Annotated in this window: 25 protein-coding genes; 7 read left to right on the top strand and 18 right to left on the bottom strand. The window is 69.1% G+C overall.

What is annotated here, in order from left to right:
- Position 1: 1 nt before the first annotated feature.
- Positions 2-1018 carry an NAD(P)-dependent alcohol dehydrogenase gene (locus tag ACFV2O_RS26780; RefSeq protein WP_355075973.1) on the bottom strand — a complete coding sequence of 339 codons (1017 nt, stop codon included), beginning with the start codon at positions 1016-1018 and terminating at the stop codon, positions 2-4.
- Positions 1018-1461, bottom strand: a complete 444-nt coding sequence (locus ACFV2O_RS26775; protein WP_379254119.1) for a hypothetical protein — start codon at positions 1459-1461, stop codon at positions 1018-1020. The genes ACFV2O_RS26780 and ACFV2O_RS26775 overlap by 1 nt, the downstream gene beginning before the upstream one ends.
- An 86-nt stretch (positions 1462-1547) precedes the next feature.
- Here ACFV2O_RS26775 and ACFV2O_RS26770 point away from each other — a divergent pair, with 86 nt between their 5' ends.
- Positions 1548-2339 (top strand): helix-turn-helix domain-containing protein, encoded by a 792-nt coding sequence (locus tag ACFV2O_RS26770; RefSeq protein WP_379254118.1) that lies wholly within the window; start codon positions 1548-1550, stop codon positions 2337-2339.
- A 12-nt stretch (positions 2340-2351) separates the two neighbouring features.
- Here ACFV2O_RS26770 and ACFV2O_RS26765 read toward each other — a convergent pair whose 3' ends face one another.
- From ACFV2O_RS26765 to ACFV2O_RS26745, 5 genes are all read right to left on the bottom strand, one after another.
- The gene (locus ACFV2O_RS26765) at positions 2352-3275 is read right to left on the bottom strand and encodes a LysR family transcriptional regulator (protein WP_355075618.1); all 924 of its coding nucleotides are present in this window, start codon (positions 3273-3275) and stop codon (positions 2352-2354) included.
- A gap of 78 nt (positions 3276-3353) precedes the next feature.
- Complete coding sequence (locus ACFV2O_RS26760) at positions 3354-4556, bottom strand: FAD-dependent oxidoreductase (RefSeq protein ID WP_379254117.1); 1203 nt, start codon at positions 4554-4556, stop codon at positions 3354-3356.
- 182 nt (positions 4557-4738) lie between these two features.
- A complete protein-coding gene (locus ACFV2O_RS26755) occupies positions 4739-5383 on the bottom strand; it encodes a PadR family transcriptional regulator (protein ID WP_364430129.1) in 645 nt (214 codons plus the stop codon).
- A 63-nt stretch (positions 5384-5446) separates the two neighbouring features.
- A complete protein-coding gene (locus tag ACFV2O_RS26750) occupies positions 5447-7480 on the bottom strand; it encodes a DHA2 family efflux MFS transporter permease subunit (protein WP_379254116.1) in 2034 nt (677 codons plus the stop codon).
- Positions 7481-7535: 55 nt separating this feature from the next.
- Complete coding sequence (locus tag ACFV2O_RS26745) at positions 7536-8195, bottom strand: TetR/AcrR family transcriptional regulator (RefSeq protein WP_379254115.1); 660 nt, start codon at positions 8193-8195, stop codon at positions 7536-7538.
- 162 nt (positions 8196-8357) lie between these two features.
- On the opposite strand from ACFV2O_RS26745, the gene ACFV2O_RS26740 reads away from it, so the two are divergent.
- The 4 genes from ACFV2O_RS26740 to ACFV2O_RS26725 all read left to right on the top strand — a co-directional run bounded on the left by ACFV2O_RS26740 (position 8358) and on the right by ACFV2O_RS26725 (position 12017).
- The gene (locus ACFV2O_RS26740; protein WP_379254114.1) at positions 8358-9767 is read left to right on the top strand and encodes a lipase family protein; all 1410 of its coding nucleotides are present in this window, start codon (positions 8358-8360) and stop codon (positions 9765-9767) included.
- Positions 9768-9881: 114 nt separating this feature from the next.
- A complete protein-coding gene (locus ACFV2O_RS26735) occupies positions 9882-10757 on the top strand; it encodes an oxidoreductase (protein ID WP_356966897.1) in 876 nt (291 codons plus the stop codon).
- 424 nt (positions 10758-11181) lie between these two features.
- Positions 11182-11655 carry a transcriptional regulator gene (locus ACFV2O_RS26730; protein ID WP_379254113.1) on the top strand — a complete coding sequence of 158 codons (474 nt, stop codon included), beginning with the start codon at positions 11182-11184 and terminating at the stop codon, positions 11653-11655.
- The gene (locus ACFV2O_RS26725; RefSeq protein ID WP_379254112.1) at positions 11652-12017 is read left to right on the top strand and encodes a DUF3817 domain-containing protein; all 366 of its coding nucleotides are present in this window, start codon (positions 11652-11654) and stop codon (positions 12015-12017) included. The genes ACFV2O_RS26730 and ACFV2O_RS26725 overlap by 4 nt, the downstream gene beginning before the upstream one ends.
- Positions 12018-12021: 4 nt before the next feature.
- On the opposite strand, the gene rdgB is transcribed toward ACFV2O_RS26725, so the two are convergent.
- From rdgB to clpS, 10 genes are all read right to left on the bottom strand, one after another.
- Positions 12022-12633 carry an RdgB/HAM1 family non-canonical purine NTP pyrophosphatase gene (gene rdgB, locus ACFV2O_RS26720; RefSeq protein WP_379254111.1) on the bottom strand — a complete coding sequence of 204 codons (612 nt, stop codon included), beginning with the start codon at positions 12631-12633 and terminating at the stop codon, positions 12022-12024.
- Complete coding sequence (gene rph / locus ACFV2O_RS26715) at positions 12633-13403, bottom strand: ribonuclease PH (protein ID WP_355075601.1); 771 nt, start codon at positions 13401-13403, stop codon at positions 12633-12635. Before rph ends, rdgB begins: the two co-directional genes overlap by 1 nt.
- A 517-nt stretch (positions 13404-13920) precedes the next feature.
- Complete coding sequence (locus ACFV2O_RS26710) at positions 13921-14685, bottom strand: cyclic nucleotide-degrading phosphodiesterase (protein ID WP_379254110.1); 765 nt, start codon at positions 14683-14685, stop codon at positions 13921-13923.
- 69 nt (positions 14686-14754) lie between these two features.
- The gene (locus ACFV2O_RS26705; protein ID WP_379254109.1) at positions 14755-15471 is read right to left on the bottom strand and encodes a rhomboid family intramembrane serine protease; all 717 of its coding nucleotides are present in this window, start codon (positions 15469-15471) and stop codon (positions 14755-14757) included.
- A gap of 65 nt (positions 15472-15536) precedes the next feature.
- Positions 15537-16499 (bottom strand): cysteine synthase, encoded by a 963-nt coding sequence (locus tag ACFV2O_RS26700; protein ID WP_355075595.1) that lies wholly within the window; start codon positions 16497-16499, stop codon positions 15537-15539.
- An 8-nt stretch (positions 16500-16507) separates the two neighbouring features.
- Positions 16508-16780 (bottom strand): MoaD/ThiS family protein, encoded by a 273-nt coding sequence (locus tag ACFV2O_RS26695; RefSeq protein ID WP_379254108.1) that lies wholly within the window; start codon positions 16778-16780, stop codon positions 16508-16510.
- A gap of 33 nt (positions 16781-16813) precedes the next feature.
- A complete protein-coding gene (locus ACFV2O_RS26690) occupies positions 16814-17233 on the bottom strand; it encodes a M67 family metallopeptidase (protein ID WP_355075591.1) in 420 nt (139 codons plus the stop codon).
- Between the two features lie 111 nt (positions 17234-17344).
- Positions 17345-18409 (bottom strand): P1 family peptidase, encoded by a 1065-nt coding sequence (locus tag ACFV2O_RS26685; protein WP_379254107.1) that lies wholly within the window; start codon positions 18407-18409, stop codon positions 17345-17347.
- Positions 18410-18470: 61 nt separating this feature from the next.
- Positions 18471-19040 carry a DUF2017 domain-containing protein gene (locus ACFV2O_RS26680; RefSeq protein ID WP_355075589.1) on the bottom strand — a complete coding sequence of 190 codons (570 nt, stop codon included), beginning with the start codon at positions 19038-19040 and terminating at the stop codon, positions 18471-18473.
- Positions 19041-19062: 22 nt separating this feature from the next.
- Positions 19063-19413: an ATP-dependent Clp protease adapter ClpS gene (clpS, locus tag ACFV2O_RS26675; RefSeq protein WP_039796380.1), complete on the bottom strand. Its 351-nt coding sequence runs from the start codon at positions 19411-19413 to the stop codon at positions 19063-19065.
- Positions 19414-19536: 123 nt separating this feature from the next.
- Between clpS and ACFV2O_RS26670 the strand changes: the two genes are divergently transcribed.
- Complete coding sequence (locus tag ACFV2O_RS26670) at positions 19537-20847, top strand: nicotinate phosphoribosyltransferase (protein WP_379254106.1); 1311 nt, start codon at positions 19537-19539, stop codon at positions 20845-20847.
- 2 nt (positions 20848-20849) lie between these two features.
- On the opposite strand, the gene ACFV2O_RS26665 is transcribed toward ACFV2O_RS26670, so the two are convergent.
- Positions 20850-21041 (bottom strand): hypothetical protein, encoded by a 192-nt coding sequence (locus tag ACFV2O_RS26665; protein ID WP_356966884.1) that lies wholly within the window; start codon positions 21039-21041, stop codon positions 20850-20852.
- A 183-nt stretch (positions 21042-21224) separates the two neighbouring features.
- On the opposite strand from ACFV2O_RS26665, the gene ACFV2O_RS26660 reads away from it, so the two are divergent.
- Positions 21225-21791, top strand: a complete 567-nt coding sequence (locus tag ACFV2O_RS26660; RefSeq protein WP_355075583.1) for an isochorismatase family protein — start codon at positions 21225-21227, stop codon at positions 21789-21791.
- Positions 21792-21805: the final 14 nt, after the last annotated feature.

Genomic DNA, 21805 nt, shown 5'->3' with positions numbered 1-21805 from the left:
CCTAGGGGAACTCGATCACCACCTTCCCGAAGGGGTCTCCGGTGCGGAAATACCGGTAGGCCGCTTCGGCTTCCTCGAACGCGAACACGCGGTCGATGACGGGACGCATCCCGTGGGCGGTGATCGCTCGGTTCATCGCCTCGAACTGCGTCCGGCTGCCCACCGCGATGCGGCGAATCGACAGATACGACGTCCCGAACGGGTTGCCTACGGGCGCGTCGGTGGCGGGCAACGCGCCGATCATCGTGATCCGCGCGTTGTATCCGCCCGACCGCACGGATTTCGCCAGGGTCGGCATGCCCACCGCGTCGAGGATGTGTTCCACACCGTCGCCTCCGGTGCGGTCCAGCACGGCCAGCTCCCAGTCCGGCGTCCGGCTCCGATCGATCACCTCGTCGGCTCCCAGCGCGCGCAGCCGCTCGGCCTTTCGCGCGCTCGAGGTCACCGAGATGACATAAGCGCCCAGCATTTTCGCGTGCTGCACACCGAAAAGGCCCACCGATCCACTGCCGACGGTCAAGACGGTCTCGCCGGGCAGCACCGGCAGCGGCGTGGTCAGCGCCGCCCACGCCACCACTCCGGCGCAGGTCAGCGTGGCGGCCTCCACGTCGGTGAGATGGTCGGGCACGTGCACCACCGAATCCTCTTCCAGCACCGCGTACGTGGCGAGCATGCCGGGATAGGTGGCGCCGTACTGCTCGACCACGTGCGCTTGGCGCTGTGGCCCGTCGATCCAGCGGACGAAGTAGGAGGCGGTCACCCGGTCGCCCAGCGCGGCGCGCGTCACTTCCTCGCCCACGGCGATCACCGCGCCGACACCGTCGCTGAGCGGGACGACGCCCGGGGTCGCGGGCAGCGGATACGTTCCGTCCAGCAACATGAGATCGCGACGATTCAGTGACGCCGCCAGCATCTGGATCACCACTTGGCGTGGCCCTGGCTCTGGCATCTCTTGCGGCGCGACGGTCAGCGCGTCCGCCCCGCGCGCGGGGTCGAGATGATAGGCGACGGCCCGCATCACGCGACACCGATGTACTGGTGGTCCCAGCGGATCCGGCCCGCGTCGTCGAGCGCGATGACGTCGTATCCGCCGCCGACGACCGCCCCGTCGGTCTTCGTCACCATGTGCCAGGTCAGGCCGATCAGGTTCAGTGACAGACGAACCGCCTGCCCCTGGGGTACGAACACGTGCTCACCAGGGGCGACGAATTCCTCGTAGGCGCGATCCACGCGCCGGTCCAGCGCTTCGTAGCCGCGGATCTCCACGGTCGGGATCGGGAAGGACAGTCGGGCAAGCGCCTCCCGCATCTCCTGCGGCGGATCCACCAGTACCTGGGCGCCGTCCTCGGACCACAGTTCCCGGATCAGTTTGTGCCTGGCCTCCGCGTCGGATTCGTTCCACAGCGCGATGTAGCGATCGGCGAATCGGGACAGTTCCTGTGCATCGAGTTGATTGCTCATGGGACGGAGTCTTGCCGTCGTTCGGAGCCTGTGCGATTCCCCGCAAGGTATGGCGAAGCCGCCGCCCGACGCCCGATACTGCTGCCATGACGACGGCGGCCGAGTCCACCGGGTTCGCCCGGCAGCTCAAGCATTGGCGCACGCTGCGACGGGTCAGCCAGCTGGATCTCGCGATCCGCGCCGACACCACGCAGCGTCATCTCAGCTTCCTGGAACAGGGCCGCTCACGCCCCGGACGCACGATGGTGGTGCGGCTGGCCGAATCACTGGAGCTGTCACTGCGTGAGCGCAACGGACTGCTGCTCGCCGCGGGTTACGCGCCGGTCTTCCCCGAATCGGCGCTCGATACCGCGGAATTGGCGCCGATGCTGGAGGCGTTGCGGGCGATCCTGGACGGCCACCTGCCCTACCCGGCGCTGGTGGTCCGGCCGCACGGCGTCCTGCTCGCCGCCAACTCGGCCTTCGAGGTGCTCACCGAGGGCGCCGCGCCGTGGCTGCTGGAGCCGCCGGTCAACGTGCTGCGGCTCGCGCTACACCCGGACGGCTTGGCCGCCCGCGTGCTCAACCTGCCGGAATGGGGACGGCACGTCACCGAGGCGCTGCGCAACCGGATGGCCCGCAGCCCCGATCCCGCCTTGGACGAGCTGATCGCCGAGCTGGAGACGTATCTGCCCCAGGCCGAGCCGGGACCGGACCATCTCGGTTTCGCGGTGCCGCTGCGCCTGCGCTGCGCCGAAGGGGAATTGCGTTTGATCACCACGCTCACCTCCTTCGCCACCGCGGTGGACGTCACGCTCGCCGAGTTGCAATTGGAGGCGTTCCTGCCCGGCGACGAGCAGACCGCGCGAATTCTGCGCGACCGCGCGGCGCGATACTGAGCGGGCCCGCACTCACCAGTGCAGCGCCGCGGCGGTCAGCCGCTGACGGACCAGCTCGACGTGCGGGCGGACAGCGGGTCCGGGGCGGCGCACCAGGAATGCCGTGTTGATCGGCGGGTCCTCCGGTTCCAACAGCGCGACGAGCGATCCCGAATCCAGTTCGGCGGCACAGAGATATCGCGGCAGCACACTGATCCCCGCGCCCGCCGCGACCGCCGCGGCGACCGCGCGCAGGTCGGCGACGACCACCGCGGCCTCGGCGGCAAGCCGGACGCCGAAGACGTGCCGCCAATACCGGCGCAGGATCGGCAGATCCGGGGCGTAACTGACCAGCGGAACATCGGACAACGCGACCGGGCCCTTGGTCCGCAACAGGTCGCCGTCGACGCGTGCGGCGACCTGCGGCCCGGCGACGAGCACGAACTCCTCGTCACCCAGCGGTTCGGCGACCACCGTCCGGCCTCTGGGCCGGACCGTCGACACCACCAGGTCGAAGTGCCCGGCCCGCAGCCCGCCGAGCAAGTCGTCGGTCAGCCCCGCGTGGACCGCCAGTCGGACCCCTCGCTCGACCAGCGGCGCCAGCGCGGGGAGCCCGTGCACCGCGAGGAACTCGGCGGGTCCGGCGAGACGAACGGCGGGCTGTGGCGCGGGTTCGGCCCGGTGGACCGGACCCGCCACGGTGTCCAGCGCGTCCAGCGGCGCGGCGATGCGCGCCGCCAGCTCGGTCGCCGCCGCGGTCGGCGCGACGCCGCGCGGCAATCGGTCGAACAGTCGCGCGCCGAGCCGCTTTTCCAACGCCTGCAATTGGCCGGTCACGGTCGGCTGGGACAAGCCGACCAGCCGCGCCCCGGCTGTGATCGAACCGGCCCGGTGCACGGCCAGGAAGGTGCGCAACTGGTTCAGATCCAGATTTCCATCGGAATCCCTATCGCTCACCACGCAACTCTATTCTGCCGCCGATAGCCGCACTGGAGGTCCCCCGGGTCGCTCGGACCCGAGGGACCTCCAGCCGACTCAGACCGACGCGAACTCGTGCTCGGCGGGAGCGTCCCAGTCGATCCGGTAGCGCTGCTCCGGTCCCATGGTCTTCTCCGGTTTCATCACGGTCTTGGCCATGACCGGCATGAGCAACTGCATGACCTTGCGTCCCACCGGCCCCGGCGTCTTGCTGTGATTGATCTTCGCCGCGCGCGCCGCGACGCCTTCCACCCGCTCGCGCCGCAAGCGCTCGTACACCGCGAACGCCTCCGGAGCGGGCAGATCACGCAAGCAGCGGGCCAACTGCACGGCGCTCTCGATCGCCAGCGACGCGCCCTGACCGGAACTGTTGGACGGAGCGTGCACCGCATCGCCGACCAGCACCATCCGCCCGCGATACCAGTGCGGCACCGGCGGCATGATGTGCAGCGCGCCGACCACCTCCAACTGCTCCTCGGTGGTGCGCCGAGCGAGCTCGCCGCCAGGGGTGTCGTCGCCGTAGACCTCGCGCAAGATGCGCAACCAGTGCGCGCTCGGCACCGCCCGCGCCGCGGTGAGCGACAGATACTCCTTGTGCGGCAGGTTCGCTCCCCATGCCACCCGCCCGTCCCCGAGCGGCCAGTACAGGTAGTAGGCCCGCTTGCCGAACGCGAAGGTCATGGTGTCCGGGGGGATGTCGGCGTCGCACTCGGTGGTCGCGCCGAAGCCGAGCATGCCGGTGTAGTCGGGGCCGGGCGCCTTCGGGTCGATCAGCGTGCGCACCCGCGAGCGGATGCCGTCCGCGCCGATCAGCACGTCGGCGGTGGCTGTGCTGCCATCGGCGAACTGGGCGGTGATGCCAGACACGTCCTCGCGCACATCGACCAGTCGCTTGTCGTACTCGAACGGAACGCCCGCCGCCACCGCGTGCCGGTGCAGCGTTTGGTGCAGCTCGCTGCGATCGACCAGTTGCAGCGGCGGCATATCGGGGATGCCGGGCATGGCCAGCACCTTCGCGCCGACGGACATGTTCATGTTGCGGACCGGAAGCGCGATGGCGCGGACCGGGTCGCCCGCCCCGATGATGTCGAGCGCGGCGACGCCGTTCGGCGCGAGCGCGAGTCCGCTGCCGATGCCATAGGAAGGGCCGGGATAGGCCTCGTAGACGCGGGCGTCGATGCCCGCTTTGCGCAGGGCCGTCGCGACGACGGGGCCGGCGATGCCGCCACCGATCACCAGGGCGGTACGTGTTGTGGACATGGGTGTCTCCAGGATTCGTGCGATACGGGTTTCGGTTCCCGGACCGACACACGCGCCACCCACCCGGTTATCCTGTGGTTGCCAGCCTTGTAGCCGGGTGCGCGTTCGCGGGCGCGGTTCGAGACTGTTCGATCGGGCCCGGCGGCGGTGTTGCCGCACCTTCGCCGGGTCCGGTTTCTCGGCTAGTCCTCGGCCATCCCCCTCTCCACCATTTCGGCGACCTCCGACGGCAGCGCGCCGCGCTCGTGCCACTCGCGCCATTGCGCCAGTCCGGGGAAGGTGCCCTCGGTCAGTTCCGCGCGCAGCGAGCGCGTCCACGCCGCCTCGGCTTCGAGCATCGCCAGTCCGAACTCGGACTCGACGATGAACAGTCGCGGCAACGCGCCGGCGAGTTCGCCGAGTTCACGACGTACGGTCTCGATGGTTCGATCCAGCGCTTCGAGGCGGGTGGCGAGCAGTTCGACCACCTCGGCGGGCGGAAGCACCGCGAGAATCGACAGCCCCGCGACGAACCGGTGCGGTTCCGGTTCCGGAGTCGACAGCAGTTCCCTGGTCCAATCGGCCATCTCGGCGCGACCCTCGTCGGTGATCCGATAGATGACTCGCTCGGGACGGGCGCCCGCCCGTTCACTGCCGACGACCTCGAGGAACCCGACCTTGGCCATGTTCTGCACGACCGTGTAGAGCGAACCCCATTTGATCGCCATGTCGTGGTCCTTGCCCCGGTCACGCAGGGTCTGGGCGATTTCGTAGCGGTGCATCGGGCGCTCGACGATCACGGACAGCACCGCGAGCGCCAGCAGGTTGTCGACCTTGCGTTTCTTCATCGCGGCACCTCCTCCTTACTCGTCTACGAATATACGTCTACGAGTAATCGACCGCAAGAGCGGTCAGGCGGGTACCGTTTCCTGCTCGCGCGCGTGGTCCTCCAGCAACTTCGTGGCGATGTTCGTCAGCGCCTGATCCAGCAGTGCGCGATCGGCCGGGTCGGCCTCGTTCCAGTCATCGAGCCTGGTGTCGAGCCAGCGCCGCCAGGCCGCCTTGATCCGATCCATCTCGGCCGCACCGGAATCGGTGAGCCGCAAGCGTTTACCCTCTCGCGTCAGATAGCCCTCCGCGCCGACCTGGTCGTAGATCGGCTCGATCACCTCCTGGGGCACGCGGTGCGCCCAGGCGATTCCGGCCAGCGTGGCGTCACCGCGCACCCGGTCGCGCAGATACACCTGGCCGAGCGCCCATGCCTCACCGCGTGTGAGGTGGCTGTCCGCGTCGGCGAGGATGCGCGCGCCGATCGGATCCTCCGCCCCCGCTCGGTGCATGGTGCCCGCGATGGCGCGTTCCAGTTGCACCAGCCGATCGGGCGAGTCGGGCACCGAGAACCCCTCGCCCACATCGCCCGCCCCCGCCCGCGCGCTGTCACGCAGCGGCACCTCGGGCAGGAACCACGCGACCACGAATCCGGCCAGCACGATCGGAACGACCCAGAAGAACACGTAATCGATCGAGTCCGCGTACGCATCGATGATCGGCGCCGACTGTTCGGCGGGCAACGCGCGCAACGCCTGCGGGTCCGCCGCGACCCCGGGTGGCACCACGCGCACCTGAGCCAGCGCGGCGGCGAGGTTGGGGCCGATCTGGTTGCTGTAGAGCGTGCCGAAGATGGCCGTCCCGAAGGCGCTGCCGAGCGTGCGGAAGAACGTGACACCGGAGGTCGCGGTACCCAGCTGGGCGTAGGGCACGGTGTTCTGCACGACGATGGTGAGCACCTGCATCGCCAGTCCGATACCCAGGCCGAGGATCAGCATGTACAGCGACTCCAGCAATGTGCCGGTGGTCCGGCCCATCGTCGACATCAAGTACAGGCCGAGCGCCATGACCAACGTGCCCGCGATCGGGAAGTACCGGTAGCGGCCGGTCTTGCCGACCACCTGCCCGGAAAGGATCGAGGTGGTGAACAGGCCCACCACCAGCGGCAGCGTGCGAACACCCGACATGGTGGCCGAAACACCGTCGACGTATTGCAGATACGCGGGCAGGTAGGTCATCGAGCCGAGCATGGCGAAGCCGACGATGAAACTGAGGATCGAGCACACCGTGAACACCCGGCTGCGGAACAACCCCATCGGCAGCATCGGTTCCGCTGCGCGCAACTCGACCCCGACGAACGTGACGAGCAGGAAAGCCGCCGCGGCGAACAGGCCGATGATCGTCGGCGAGCCCCACGCGTACTGCTGCCCGCCCCATTCCAGGCCGAGGATCAGGCAGGAGACGCCCAGCGCCACCAAGCCGATGCCGAGGTAATCGATGATCGGCCTGGCCGCCGCGCGCACCCGTGGGATGGTGCGGGCCGCCAACGCGATCATCACCACCGCGACCGGCACGTTGACGTAGAAGCACCAGCGCCAGCTGGCGTGGTCGGTGAACAGGCCGCCCAGCGTCGGACCGATCACCGTGGTCACGCCGAATACCGCACCCAGCGCGCCCTGGTACTTACCCCGCTGCCGCAACGGGATGATGTCGGCGATCAGCGCCATCGACGTGACCATCAGTCCGCCCGCGCCGAAGCCCTGGATCCCGCGGGCGAGGACCAGCACCAGCATGCCGTTCGCCAGGCCTGCGACCATCGAGCCGACGATGAAGATCACCGCACTGATCTGGAACACCAGCTTGCGGCCGAACAGATCGCCGAGCTTTCCGGCGAGGGCGGTCGCCACCGCCTCGGCGAGCAGGTACGAGGTGACCACCCACGCCATGTGCCCCGCCCCGCCGAGGTCGGCGACGATGGTGGGCAGCGCGGTGGACACGATGGTCTGGTCCAGCGCCGCCATGAGCATGCCGAGCACGATGGTGCCGAATACGATGTTGGTCTTGGCCCTGCCCATCGGGGCAACAGGGTCCGCGGCGACAGCAACCGAACCGGCCATCAGCCCAGTATGGGCTTTTGCCGCGTCGATGGATATCCAGCGACACGGCAGCGAATCAGCCGGGTTCGCGCTCCGGCGCTTCCTCCGGCCGCTCGATGAGCGACATCGCGATGGGCACGAGCAGATCGACGAGTTCGGCCACCGACGGACGCGGGTCGGCGAGCACCCACTCGTGCGCCAGCCCGTTGATCGCGCCGATCAAGGCGCTCGCCCCCCACCCCGGCGTGCCGCGCACCCGCGAACCGGGAGCAACCACCGGAACCACGTGGGTTTCCAGCACGGAAGCCCACGCGTGCCTGCGTTCGCGGCGGTGCCGCTCCATCCGTTCGCTCACGCCCACCACTTCGATGAAGGCGACCTTGGCGCGGTAGGGATCGGCGCCGATCGACTCGAGATAAGCGGTCACCACGGCGGTCATCGCGGCGCGCAGGTCGAACCGCGGGTCGAGCGCGTCCATCCGCGCGACCACGGCCGCGGCCGCCTCGTCCTGGATCCGGTCGTACGCGGCGACCAGAACGTCCTCCCTTGTCTGGAACTCCTCGTAGAACTGACGCTTGGACAGACCCGCGGCGGCGCACACGTCGGCCAGCGAGCAATCGGCGTAACCGCGCTCGGCGAAGATCCGGGTGGCCGCGTCGAGGAACCGCTGACGCCGCTCGGCTTTCCGCTCCACGACGGCACGCCCGCCGTATTGCCTGCCCACTGTCGCCGTCATATCTCTCACCGTAGCGAAATCCCGGCGACCACGAACTACCTCGCATGCCTGGGCCGCCGCCCGATTCGTACTTGTGATCCGGGTCATGACGCCGCATACTCGGGTCCAGTCTGAAACCGATGGGGCTCACAAATGTTGCTCATAGAACGAAGAGGTTCTCGCGTGGTCATTTCCCGCAAGCACGCACCGAAGCTGCTCGCGGCGCTCGCCGTGGTGGCGGTGGGACTGCCCTTCCTCCCCGCCTCGGCAGCCGCCGAGCCCGCGCCGGACGATCCGATGGTCCAGCCCGCACTGCCGTTCCCCCTTCCGCCGCTGCCGCCGGGCTTCGACCCGGCGTTCTATCGCCCGCCCGCGCAGACCTACACCGACTTGTCCCCCGGCCAGATCATCGCCGCACGCCAGGTGAATCTGGCGAACCTGTCGCTGCTCCCGGTGAACGTGGACGCCTGGCAGTTGTCCTACCGCTCCACCAACTCCCGCGGCGAGGCCATCCCCGCCGTGGCCACGGTGATCAAGCCGCGCGGCTACGTCGCCGACCGGCCGCTGTTCTCCTACCAGATCGCCGAAGACTCGACCGGCAACTACTGCATGCCGTCGTATCAACTCCAGATGGGTTCCATCCCCGCGACCTTGACCGGCTCCGCCCTGGTGGCGGCCCAGTTCCTCGAGGTGCAGGCCGCACTGGCCCAAGGCTGGGCCGCGGTGATCCCCGACCACCAGGGGCCCGACTCGGCTTACGCCGCAGGTCCTTTGGCGGGCCGGATCACGCTCGACGGCATTCGCGCCGCGGAGAACTTCGCACCGATGCAATTGTCCGGGACCGGGACCAGGGTCGGCATGATGGGCTACTCCGGCGGCGCGATCGCCACCGGCTGGGCCGCCGAACTGAAGCGCGACTACGCACCCGAACTCAACGTGGTCGGCACCGCGGAGGGCGGCATCCCCGCCGACCTGTCGGCCGCATTGCGGATGGCCAACGGCAATCTCTCCGCCGGGCTGATCTTCGCAGGCGCGCTCGGCGTCTCGCGCGAATATCCCGAGCTGCGGAAATTCCTCGACGAGAACGCGAACGGCCTGGGCAAGCTCATGATCGCGGGCAAGGAACAACTCTGCGCGAGCTACCAGGCCGCGCTGTTCCCGTTCGCCGACAACCTCGGGATGCTGACGAAGAACCCCTTCACCGACCCCGCTGTCGCCGACGTGCTGCACAAGACGAAGCTCGGCAAGGCCGTGCCGGACATGCCGATGCTGATGTACCAGGCCAATGCCGACTGGTTGATCCCGGTCGGACCGGTCAACGAGCTCGTCGGAACCTATGCCCAGGACCCGGGCGCGCGGGTCGAGTACATCCGCGACCACTTCAGCGAGCACCTGACCCTGGACCCGATCGCGGCACCGCGCGCGCTGCTGTGGCTGAAGGACCGCTTCGCGGGCGCGCCGGTGGCCGGCGGCGTCACCATCACCGATGTCGGCTCGATGACGTTGGACCCCGCCACCTGGCAGGTGTGGAGCGACACGGTGGGCACCGTACTCGCGGCCGCCTTCGGGCAACCCATCGGCAGCGGCCGCTGAACGACCCGGCCGACAGCTCGTGTCGCGGGCGCGTTCCGCGACACGAGCTCTTGCGTCTGAGACGATCAATGCCGATATCTTCCCCGGAAACTTACTCCAGAGTAAGGTTGGCGCATGGCGTGGAAACCAGCTGAGATCCCGGACCAGACGGGACGCACCTTTGTCATCACCGGCGCGAACGGCGGCTTGGGCGCCGTCACCACGAAAGTCCTGGCGTCCAAGGGCGCGACCGTGATCATGGCCTGCCGCAACGCGGTCAAGGCGAAAGAGGTCGCCGCGGGCATCGACGGCGATGTCCGCGTGGCGGAACTGGACCTGGCCGATCTGTCCTCGGTGCGCAAGTTCGCCGACGACAGCGGCGAATTCGACGTCCTGGTCAACAACGCCGGCCTGATGAACATCCCGTTCTCGCGAACCAAAGACGGCTTCGAGACCCAGTGGGGCGTCAATCACCTCGGGCACTTCGCGCTCACCGGCCTGCTGCTGGACCGGATCACCGATCGGGTGGTCACCCTCTCCAGCATCGCGCACAAGCAGACGCCGAAGCTCTGGATCGACGACCTCGACTACGAAAAGCGCCGCTACCAGCGCAATCTCGCCTATGCGCAGGCCAAGCTGTGCAATCTGATGTTCGCCCGTGAACTGCAGCGCAGGCTGCGTGAATCCGGCTCCCGCAAGCGCTCCTACGCGGTGCACCCCGGCGTCTCGGCCACCGACCTCTTCGCGCACACCGAGACCCCGCTCGACCACATCTCCAAGCCGTTCATTCGCCTGATCGGGCACTCGCCCGCCAAGGCCGCGCACTCGACGTTGTTCGCCGCCACCATGCCGGACGCCGATCCCGAGACCTACTGGGGCCCGACCCGGCTCTTCGGCAGCCAGGGGCCGGTGAAACCCTCGTCGTCCACCCGCCTGTCGCAGAACAAGGACCTGTGGCAGCGGCTGTGGGCAGAGTCGGAGCGCAAGACCGGCGTCACCTACTCGTTCTGAGCGCAGCAACACCGGAGCAGTCAGCGGGCAACTGTTCGCCGGGGGCCCGGCTGTCGATGCGCCCGGAAGGGTCCGCGTCGTGCGCGCGGCCCCTGCGGTCGACCCGGGCTGACTCGTCGAGTCCACCGCAGGCGGAGTCCGGCCGCGTGCTCGGTGGCACGCGCCGGAGCGGACGCCCGATGCGCGTTGCCACACGGCGGCGAGCGGCACCACTCGTGACGACTGCGTGATTTGTAGCTGCCCGCTGCCACATCGGAAGCCACATCTGGCAGCGGGCATGCGGCCGTCGTCTCGGCATCCGACACCGCCCCGAGCGCCGGTCCGCTCCGCACCGGTCGTCGCCTCGATGACCGTGGTCACAGCAGGCGCCGGACGGCGTACCTTGTTCTACGGCCCGCGTAGTAGAACGGGTACCGTAGAAGCCGTGTCCGCCTCACCCCGCCGCTCGGCACACAACCGCCCGGCCCTCATCGCGCTGGTGATCGTCGCCGCGCTGGGCTGCCTGGGACTGGCCTGGTGGCAGTGGGAACGGTACGAGTCCGCGACCGGCACCGCACAGAATCTCGGCTACGCGCTGCAGTGGCCCCTGTTCGCGGGTTTCGCCGTCTTCGCCTACTTCCGGTTCGTGCGGCTGGAACGCGAGGCAGGCGCACCAGAGGAAAAGAACGAGTCCGCCGTGGCTTCGCGGCGCGATGCACCCACAGCCAGGCGCGCCGCGAAGCCGATCGCGCCGACCGAACTCCCGGCGGGACTGCTGCCCGAGCGCCCGAAGGCCGTCCGGGATGAGGACCCCGTGCTCGCCGAGTACAACCGATACCTCGCCGCGCTGCACGCCGACGACATCGAAGAACAGGTCCGCACGGCAGGCCTGCACACCCGCGAGAGGAGCGCCGGTTGACCACCAGCGAGAATTCCACCGAGACCACCGCTGCCCCGGCCCGGGCCGGGAACGCCGCCAAGATCGGTCCGGCGCTGCTGCGCTATCGGGCGCTGGCCTGGATCACCGGCCTCTGGTTGCTGCTGCTCACCGGTGAGATGATCGCCAAGTACGGCTTCCACGTGGCCACCCCCAGCTGGATCGCGGTCGTGCACGGCTGGGTGTACTTCGTCTACCTGCTGGTCACCGCCGACCTCGCGGTCAAGGTCCGCTGGCCGGTCCTGCGCACCGTCGGCACCCTACTCGCGGGCACCATCCCGTTGCTGTCGTTCTTCGTCGAACACGTCAACGCCAAGCAGGTCAAGCAAACCTTCGGCGTCTGAGGCGTCAGCCTTCGGCGAGCGCAGCCAGCGCGGGCGTCAACTGGACCAGCGCCCGCCCGCGATGCGACACCGCGTCCTTCTGGGCGGGCGTCAACTGGGCCGCGGTGACATCGCCGCCTTCCGGGACGAACAGCGGGTCGTAGCCGAAACCGCCGTCGCCCACCGGCTTCCGCCCGATCGAGCCGGGCCATTCGCCGCGCACCACGGTCTCCGCGCCGCCGGGCACCACCAGCGCGCAGGCGGACACGAACCGCCCGCCGCGCCGCTCGTCCGGCACGTCCGACAGCTGTGCCAGCAGCAGCGCGTTGTTCGCCGCGTCGTCGCCGTGCTTGCCCGACCAGCGCGCCGACAGCACACCCGGCATGCCGTTCAACGCGTCCACCTCGATACCGGAATCGTCGGCGACGCAAGCCAATCCGGTGGCCGCGGCGCCGTCGCGCGCCTTGGCCAGCGCGTTCTCCTCGAACGTCGCGCCGGTCTCGGGCGCCTCGTCGTACGGGGGAACATCGTTCAATCCGACGATCTCGATCCCGGCGATGCCTGCCTCGTCGAGGATGCGGCGCAGTTCGTTCAGTTTCTTGGTGTTGCGGCTGGCCACCAGCAGACGGCGGGTCATCACTTCCTCTTCGACTCGGCGGGCTCGGGAAGCACACCGGGATATGGCAGCGCCAGCGCCTCTTTCTGCACGACGAACAGCTGCTCGCAGGACGCGAGCGCGGCATCGAGCAACTTGTCCAGCGTGGAGCGCGGGAAGGTGGCGCCCTCGCCGGTGCCCTGGATCTCCACCAGCGTTCCGGTATCGGTCGCGACCACGTTCATGTCGACCTCGGCGCGCGAGTCCTCCTCGTAGGGCAGATCCACCCGCACCCGGCCGTCGACCACGCCGACGCTCACCGCGGCGATCGCACAGGAGATCGGCTGCGGGTCGGCCAGCGCGCCCGCCGCGCCGAGATAGGTCACGGCATCCGCCAACGCCACGTAGGCGCCGGTGATGGCGGCCGTCCTGGTACCGCCGTCGGCCTGGAGCACATCACAGTCGATGGCGATGGTGTTCTCCCCGATCGCGGCGAGGTCGATGCAGGCGCGCAGCGAGCGGCCGATCAGACGGCTGATCTCCTGGGTCCGTCCGCCGATCCGGCCCTTCACCGATTCCCGCCCGCTGCGAGTGTGCGTCGCGGCGGGCAACATCGCGTACTCGGCGGTGAGCCAGCCCAACCCGGAGTCACGCCGCCACGGCGGCACCCCCTCGGTGACGCTCGCGGTGCACATCACCCGCGTCTGCCCGAACTCCACCAGCACCGAACCAGCTGGATGCGTGGTGAAACCACGGGTGATCCGGACCTCGCGGAGCTCATCGTCCGCCCTGCCATCGGCTCGTCTCGACACGGCCACAGCCTACTGTGTTCAATTTGCCGCGACTTCGTCGCGGCGTGTTCGCGGCCCCTTCATGGCTCGCGTTTGCGCGGCCGCCGCTTGCTCCTTCGTCGCGTACGCGACGGTCGCGCAAACGCGAGCCGGGCCGCGAACGGCGCATGCTCGGTCTCGCTTCGCTCGAAACCCGTGGTTGAGGCGAGCTGGGCGCGTTGGGGACGACGGTCGCTACCCATGGCTGAGCGGATGCGGCGCAAATTCGGTCCGTGTGCCCGCCGTGGTTCCGCACGCGGATACCGCCGTTGTCGCACCGCGAGCGGGAACGCGGATCGGCGAGGCCTGTCACGGTTGCGTGGGATGGTCGGCACCCGGGTCGAGTCAGGCCGCGAATCGGTCGTCGAAGGGGACGTACGGACTCGGGGATCGGCGCGTCATTCGGCAGACCGGCGTGCTGCCGCGCGGGGTGTACAAGGCCGGTGACGCGGTTCCGCTCGTGAAGTTTACGTCATGCCCGGCGTTACCCGGGATCCGGTCAGAGATCGAAGGTTTCGCCCGGAGCCACCGCGTGCACGGGGCCGGTGAACTCTGCTTTCGCCTCGGCGATCACGTCCTCGCGGGAGGTCCACGGGGGGATGTGGGTGAGCAGCAGTTCCTTCACGCCTGCCCGGGCGGCGATCTGGCCGGCCTCGGTGCCCGAAAGGTGAATGCCGGGAGGGCGATTCGCCGGGTCGTGGGTCCAGGAGGCTTCCGCCATCAGGATGTCGGCGCCCTGCGCGAGTTCGTGGACCTGGGGGCACAGTGCCGTGTCGCCGGTGTAGACGAAAGTGCGTCCGGCGGCGGTGACGATCCGCAGACCGTAGGACTCCGGGGGGTGGTACATCCGGCGCGCGGTGACGGTGTGACCCGGCCCGAAGGAGATGGGCTCGCCTTCGACCCAGCGCCGCATGTCGATCACATCGGACCAGTCGTCGCATTCGCCGCCGACCTCCGCGGAGGCGTTGCCGATGCGCAACGAGGTGTCCGACGGGCCGCGCACGATCGCCTTGCCCTCCGGGGGCGTCGGGTGGTACCGGCGCCATACCAGCAAACCGGGAAGGTCCAGGCAGTGGTCGGCGTGCAGATGGGTCAGGAAGATGTCGACCTCACCGGGATCGGCATGGCGCTGCAACGCGCCGAGCACTCCCGGACCGAAATCGATCACCGTCGGCCGCATGTCCGGGCCGGTCAGCAGGTAACCCGACGCGGGAGAGTCCGGGCCGGACACACTGCCCGAGCACCCGAGGACGGTAAGGCGCATTCCCCCATGCTGCCACGCGGAATTCTCACTCAAGAAAGGATCCCCCCACATCTCCGGCGGGCCGCCCGGTCACCGCGGCGACGCGCCGATTCCGGCTCGGTCGCCGCGGCGGTTTCGTCGTGCATCTCCAGAGAGTACCCAGCCGGCCAGCAATCCACTCAACGCGCCGAATAGATGCCCCTGCCAAGAGATTCCGGGCTGTCCCGGCAGAACGCCCCACAGCAGCGACCCGTAGAGGGCCAGCACCACGAGACCGAGCACGATCTGCCCGACGTTGCGCGCGAACCAGCCACGGGAGATGAGGAAGGTCAGCCAGCCGAACACCAGCGACGACGCGCCGATATGCGTACTCCCCGTCGCCCCGGTGAGCCAGACGCCGAGCCCGGCCCCCAGCCAGATGATCGCGGTCGCGGCCAGCCCGCGGCCGATGCCCGTCACCAGGACCAGGAAGCCGAGCACCAGCACCGGGAGCGTGTTGCCGATCAGATGTGGCCAGCCGCCGTGCAACAACGGGGCGAACAGGATGCCGGTCAGCCCGTCGGCGCGGCGCGGCTCGATGCCCGCGTGGTCGAGCCGGCCACCGACGGCGGTGTCGACCCCTTCGACGCCGTACAGCACCGCCACGAACCCGGCGATCAGCACGCCGGCCCGCAGCCACAGTTGCTTGATCGCGGCGAAGCCCGCGGTGGCGGGCGGTGTGGGCACACCGGCGGGCTTGCCCAGCTGCCCACGAAGCGCAGCCAGCCGATCAGGGTCGAACGACGGCCCGAGTCCCGCGCCGGTCATGGCCACCTCCTCGCCGTGGCGGGGACGTGGCCCCGCCTCACCGAGGGTACCGGCGCGGCCGGGAATCAGGCCCAGAGCTGGCCGTCGAGCCGCTCTTCCGCCTCTTCGAGCGTGCCGTCGTAGGCCCCGGTCGACAGGTATTTCCATCCGCCGTCGGCGACCACGAACGCGATGTCGGCGCGCGTGCCCGCCTTGACCGCCTTGCGGGCGACGCCGAGCGCGGCGTGCAGGATGGCGCCGGTGGAGATCCCGGCGAAGATGCCCTCTTCGAGCACCAGTTCGCGGGTGCGTTTCACCGCGTCGTACGGGCCGACCGAGAAACGTGTGGTCAGCACGCTCTCGTCGTACAACTCGGGGATGAATCCCTCGTCGATGTTGCGCAGGCCGTAGACCAGTTCGCCGTAACGCGGTTCGGCGGCCACGATCTCGATGCCGGGCACCTTCTCCCGCAGGAAGCGGCCGGTCCCCATCAGCGTGCCCGTGGTGCCGAGACCAGCTACGAAATGGGTGATCTCGGGCAGGTCGGCCAAGATCTCCGGGCCGGTCGTCTCGTAGTGCGCCGCCGTATTCGCCGGATTGCCGTACTGGTAGAGCATCACCCAATCGGGGTTCTCCGCGGCGATCTTCTTCGCCAGCGCGACGGCCTGATTGGAGCCGCCCGCGGCCGGGGAATCGATGATCCTGGCCCCGAACATGGTGAGCAACTGCCGCCGCTCCACCGAGGTGTTCTCGGGCATCACGCAGACCAGCTGGTATCCCTTGAGCTTCGCCGCCATGGCCAGCGAGATGCCCGTGTTGCCGCTGGTGGGTTCGAGAATCGTGCAACCGGGGCGCAGCAGCCCGTCGGCCTCGGCCTGCTCGATCATCCGCAGGGCGGGCCGGTCCTTGATCGAGCCGGTGGGGTTGCGATCTTCCAGCTTGGCCCACAGCCGCACGTGATCGTCACCGTCCCATCGCGGGGACAGGGTGCGCAGCCCGACCAGCGGGGTATTGCCGAGAGTCGCGATCAGCGATTCGTAACGCGCCACGGGACGGGTCAGCCTCCGGCCACGGCGGGCAGGATCGTGACGCTGGCGTCCTCGGGCACTTCGGCGGCCAGCCCGCCCGCGAAGCGCACGTCTTCGTCATCGACGTAGATGTTGACGTAGCGGTTCAGCTTGCCGTCCTTCAGCAGGCGCTCGGCGAGCCCGGGGTGGTTGGCCTCCAGGTCGTCGATCAGCGCCGACAGCGTGGCGCCCTCGGCCCGCACGCGCTTCTCACCTCCGGTGAGGCCGCGCATGATGGTCGGAATGGAGACGGTTACCGGCATGGGTACTCCTCGGTTTCGCGAACAGGCATCGGTCTAGTTCTCGTACGCGTCGACGATCCGCACCGGCTCCTCGGTGACCTCGCCGTCGACGATCCGGTAGCTGCGCAGCTCGTGCCGCTCGGGATCGCGGGTGGAGATCAGCACGTAGTGCGCGAACGGCTCGGAGGCGTACGACACGTCGGTCCGGCTCGGATAGGCCTCGGTGGCGGTATGCGAGTGGTAGATGACGACCGGCGCCTCGTCGGCGTCGTCCATCGCGCGCCACACCTTCAACTGCTCGCCGGAGTCGAAGCGGTAGAACGTGGGCGAACGCTCGGCGTTGACCATGGCGATGAAGCGCTCCGGACGATCCGAGCCCTCCGGCCCCGCGATGACACCGCAGGCCTCATCGGGGTGATCGGCGCGCGCGTGCGCCACCATCGCCTCCACGAGGTCGGCCCTGATCACCAGCACGAGTCGCACACCTTTCCACAACGCCGACCCATCGCAGTCGACAACGAGCCAGGATATTCGGCTATTCCCCCGGCGACGTCGCCCGGTCCCCCGGTTCGCGGCAGCGCCTGTTCAAACACCGAACAGGTCGTTGTAGGCCGGGATGCCCGCCACTGGGTGCGCCGAGCGGATCGCGTCGACGATGGCGCGTTCGACGCAGACGGCGGCGGCGGTGCAGATCTGGTCCAGGACAAGCAGATCGGCGGGGAAGGCGGGCGGCAACGGCAAGTCGCCGCCCTCCTCCGCCGTTCCGGTGGCGAGCGCGAAGAGGGTGTCCCCGTCCAGGGGCGAGTGCGCGGGACGGATCGCCCTGGCCAGCCCGTCGTGCGCGGTGGCCGCGACGCGCTTGCATCCGGCCGGATCGAGCGGAGCGTCCGTGGCCACGACGCCGATCGTGGTGTTGAGCACGGTGCCCTTCACCGGCAGCGCGTTCGCCGCCGCCAGTTGCTCCGGGGTCGCCTGCCGCAGACCGAAGAAGCCGGGCCCATCGGTGCCGCACCCCCACGGCAACCCCGTGCGGGGATCGAACACCGAGCCGACCGGATTCGCAACGACCAGCGCCGCGACGGTGATTCCCGCGGCCACGCCATCACCCAGCACGATGCTCGCCGTGCCGATCCCGCCTTTGATCGAACCGGCGCGCGCGCCGACGCCAGCACCGACCGAACCGCGAGCGAAGTCGACGTCCGCCGCCGCGGCGGCCCGGTAGCCGAACTCGGCGGTCGGACGGATGTCCCACGCGCCGACCGGAAGATCGAAGATCACCGCGCCGGGGACGATGGGCACCACCCGGCTCGGGTCCGCCGGGTCCATCACGATGCCCGCGCCGTTCTCCTCCAGCCACCGCATCACGCCGTCGGCCGCGGCGAGCCCGAAGGCGCTGCCGCCGGTGAGCAGGATCGCGTCGATCTGCCGGACGGTGTTCATCGGATCCAGCAGATCGGTCTCACGGGTACCAGGCCCGCCGCCGCGCACGTCGACCGCCGCCACCGCGCCGCCCGGCACGCGCACCACCGTGCATCCCGTCGCCGATCCGGAACCGAGCGTGGCGTCCGGATCGAGGACGTGATGATGACCGACCAGCACTCCGGGCACATCGGTGAGCGAGTTGCGTTCACCCGGTTCGGCATTCACCATCGGTACTCCTCACGGCGCGGGACTGCTGGTCGGTTCGCGCCGATCATCGCAGCGCGGCCGGTCAGGGAGCCAGCGCCTGGAGCAGCGAGTCCTGCATCCAGGTCAGCCAGTGGTACACGTCCAGGTGCGGGGCGCGCGGATCGTCGGGATCGAGATGGTCGGGCGTGTCGGCATCGATGTTCAGCACCGTGCCCAGCGCCAGCCGCACGTCGGTGAGCGCGGTCAACCACGCGTCGGCCTGCTCGGGGGTGATGACGATCTTGCCGCCCGCGCTCGGCACGGTGTCCAGCACGACCGAGCCCGCCGCCAGCTTGGCGTCGATGATGTCGGGCTCGTGCAGACCGCGCAGCGCGCTGTTGAGGTCGGCGCGTTCGGCGTCCGGCGAGCCGGGCTCGTTGCGGTGGAAGTCCGGCAGCAGTCTGCGCAGCCGCGGATCCTCCGGCGGGACGGTGTTGCCGGATCGCAGTCCGGTGAGGGCGGCCAAGTCGTCGTCGGGCGCCGACCCGGCGCGCTCGGTGAGCAGTCCGGAGACCGCACCGACCAAGGACCGAAGCACGTTGGCCTCACGTGCGTCCATTTCGGATCGCAGTTTGAGACCGCTCAGCGAGTTCTTCCTGCTCCACTTGCGCACGGCGTCAGGGTAGTCGCGCTGGTCAGTCGTCCCGCTGCATGGTGGCCCAAAGTCCGGCGGCGTGCAGCCGCTGAACATCGTGTTCCATCTTGTCGCGGGAACCGGACGAGACCACCGCCTTGCCCTCGTTGTGGACCTTGAGCATCAGCTCGGTCGCCTTCGCTTTGCTGTAGCCGAAAAGCTTCTGGAAGATATACGTGACGTAGTGCATGAGATTGACCGGATCGTCCCAGACCACGGTCACCCACGGGCGGTCCTCCGCCTCCAGGATCTCGGTGTACTCCACCGCTTCGGGTGTCGCCTGTGCCGCCGACAATGTCGCGTTCGCGGCGTCCACAACGACGTCACCCCGGACTGTGTTGCACAAGGCCATAGGGTCAAGGGTACGACTCGACACCGGATAAACAACACCCACGCAGCCCCGATTCGGGTTTTCGCCGGTTCACCGGGCCGATGCCGGACGGCGTGAGCCGACCGTTCTGTCTACAGTGACAGCGTGGACCTGCGTGACGGCGTGACCAGCACGGCACTGCTGACCGACCAGTACGAACTGACCATGCTCGCCGCGGCGCTCGCCGATGGTTCGGCGCATCGGCAGTGCACCTTCGAGGTGTTCGCTAGACGTTTGCCAAACGGTCGCCGCTATGGCGTCGTCGGGGGTACCGGCCGGGTGCTCGACGCGCTGCGGCAGTTCCGGTTCGGCGATGCGGAACTGTCCGTCGCCGCCTCGTTCTCGGATCGGCGGACGTTGGACTGGCTGCGTGACTACCGGTTCACCGGCGACATCGACGGCTACCCAGAGGGCGAGCTGTACTTCCCGGGCTCCCCGATCCTCTCGGTGCGCGGCAGTTTCGCCGAATGCGTCGTGCTGGAGACGCTGGTCCTCTCGATTCTCAATCACGACAGCGCGATCGCGGCCGCCGCGGCGCGGATGGTCAGCGCCGCGGGCGGCCGCCGGATGATCGAGATGGGCTCGCGGCGCACCCACGAGCTGGCCGCGGCGGACTGCGCGCGCGCCGCGTATCTCGCCGGTTTCGACGCAACCTCGAACTTGGAGGCGGTGCGCCGCTACGGGATCCCGGGGGCGGGCACCAGCGCGCACGCGTTCGTCCTGCTGCACAGCGGCCCCGACGGGGCGCACGAGGCCGAAGCGTTCCGCAGCCAGGTGCAGACGCTGGGAGTCGGGACGACGCTGCTGGTGGACACCTTCGACATCACCAGGGGCGTCGCGACGGCCATCGAGGTCGCGGGAACAGAGCTGGGCGGCGTGCGGATCGACTCCGGCGATCTCGGTGTCCTGGCCAGGCAGGTGCGCGACCAGCTCGACGCGCTCGGGGCCACCAAGACCCGCATCGTGGTCTCCGGCGATCTCGACGAGTACGCCATCGCCGCGCTGCGCGCCGAGCCGGTCGACGTCTACGGTGTCGGAACGGCCCTGGTCACCGGCTCCGGCGCGCCGACGGCCGGGATGGTCTACAAGCTGGTCGAAGTCGAAGGGGTGCCGGTCGCCAAACGCAGCAGTCACAAGCAGTCTCGTGGCGGTACGAAGAAGGCGCTCCGCTTGGCCCGCGACACCGGCACGATCGTCGAGGAGATCGTCTATCCGGCGGCGGGGCCGATGCCGCCCCGCAACGGCTTCCGATCCCGTGAGCTGCTGGTCCCCTTGATCCGGGAGGGCAAGCAGGTCGATGACCTGCCCACCCTCGCCAAGAGCCGCGACCTGGTCGCGCGCGGACTGATCAGCCTGCCGTGGGAGGGCCTCAAGCTGTCGGCGGGTGAACCCGCCGTGGTGACCACCTTCGTCTGAGGTCAGCGCCTGCGCTCGTCGACGCGGGTCACCAGCCGCAGCCCGGCGGCGAAGAGCAGCGCGAACACCAATCCGGTGATCCCGAACCACACCCATGCCGACGGCTCCGCGGGGCGGGAGCCGAGCAGGAAGAAGACCGCCAGGAACACGGTGGTGGCGACGATTACGCTGCGGAACAGTTTGGCAGGGCTCATAAGGGTCTCCGTGCTGGAAGGCGGCGCATCCGGCCGCCGACGAAAGGGGCACCCGGTAATCACCGTGGGCGCAGGCCGCGTTTACATCGCGCGCATGTGAATTTCCCGCGAGTCGGCCGAACGAGCGTCCGACCGAGCGGCAGAATCTGAAACAGTTGTTCAGCCACATCGCGGGAGGTCGCCATGACCCGGGCACTGATCATCGTCGACGTCCAGAACGATTTCTGCGAGGGCGGTTCGCTCGCGGTGGCGGGCGGCGCCGCCGTGGCGGCCCGGATCAGTGAGCACCTCGCGGCGGCGAACTACGGCGCGATCGTGGCCACCCGCGATCATCACATCGATCCCGGTGCGCATTTCTCCGACGCGCCCGACTACATCGACAGCTGGCCGCCGCACTGCCGGGTCGGTACGCAGGGCGCCGACTTCCACCCCGCCCTGACCACCGAACCCATCGATGCGGTCTTCTCCAAGGGCGCGTACTCGGCGGCCTACTCCGGGTTCGAGGGCACGACCGAGGACGGCACCGGGCTGGCCGACTGGCTGCACGATCGCGGCGTCGACGCCGTCGACGTGGTGGGCATCGCGACCGATCACTGCGTGCGCGCCACCGCGCTGGACGCGCGCATCGAGGGTTTCGACACCCGCGTCCTGCTCGATCTCACCGCGGGAGTCGCACCCGAAACGGTCGCCCTCGCACTGGACCGCATGCGCGGGGCCGGCGTCGACCTGGAAGGCGGCATCACCCGATAGACCGTCCGGTCTCC

The sequence above is a fragment of the Nocardia sp. NPDC059691 genome, from assembly GCF_042733915.1.
Lineage (GTDB): Bacteria > Actinomycetota > Actinomycetes > Mycobacteriales > Mycobacteriaceae > Nocardia > Nocardia sichangensis.
Note: the sequence above shows the minus strand (reverse complement) of the source record. Positions and strands in the feature narration are given on the sequence as shown.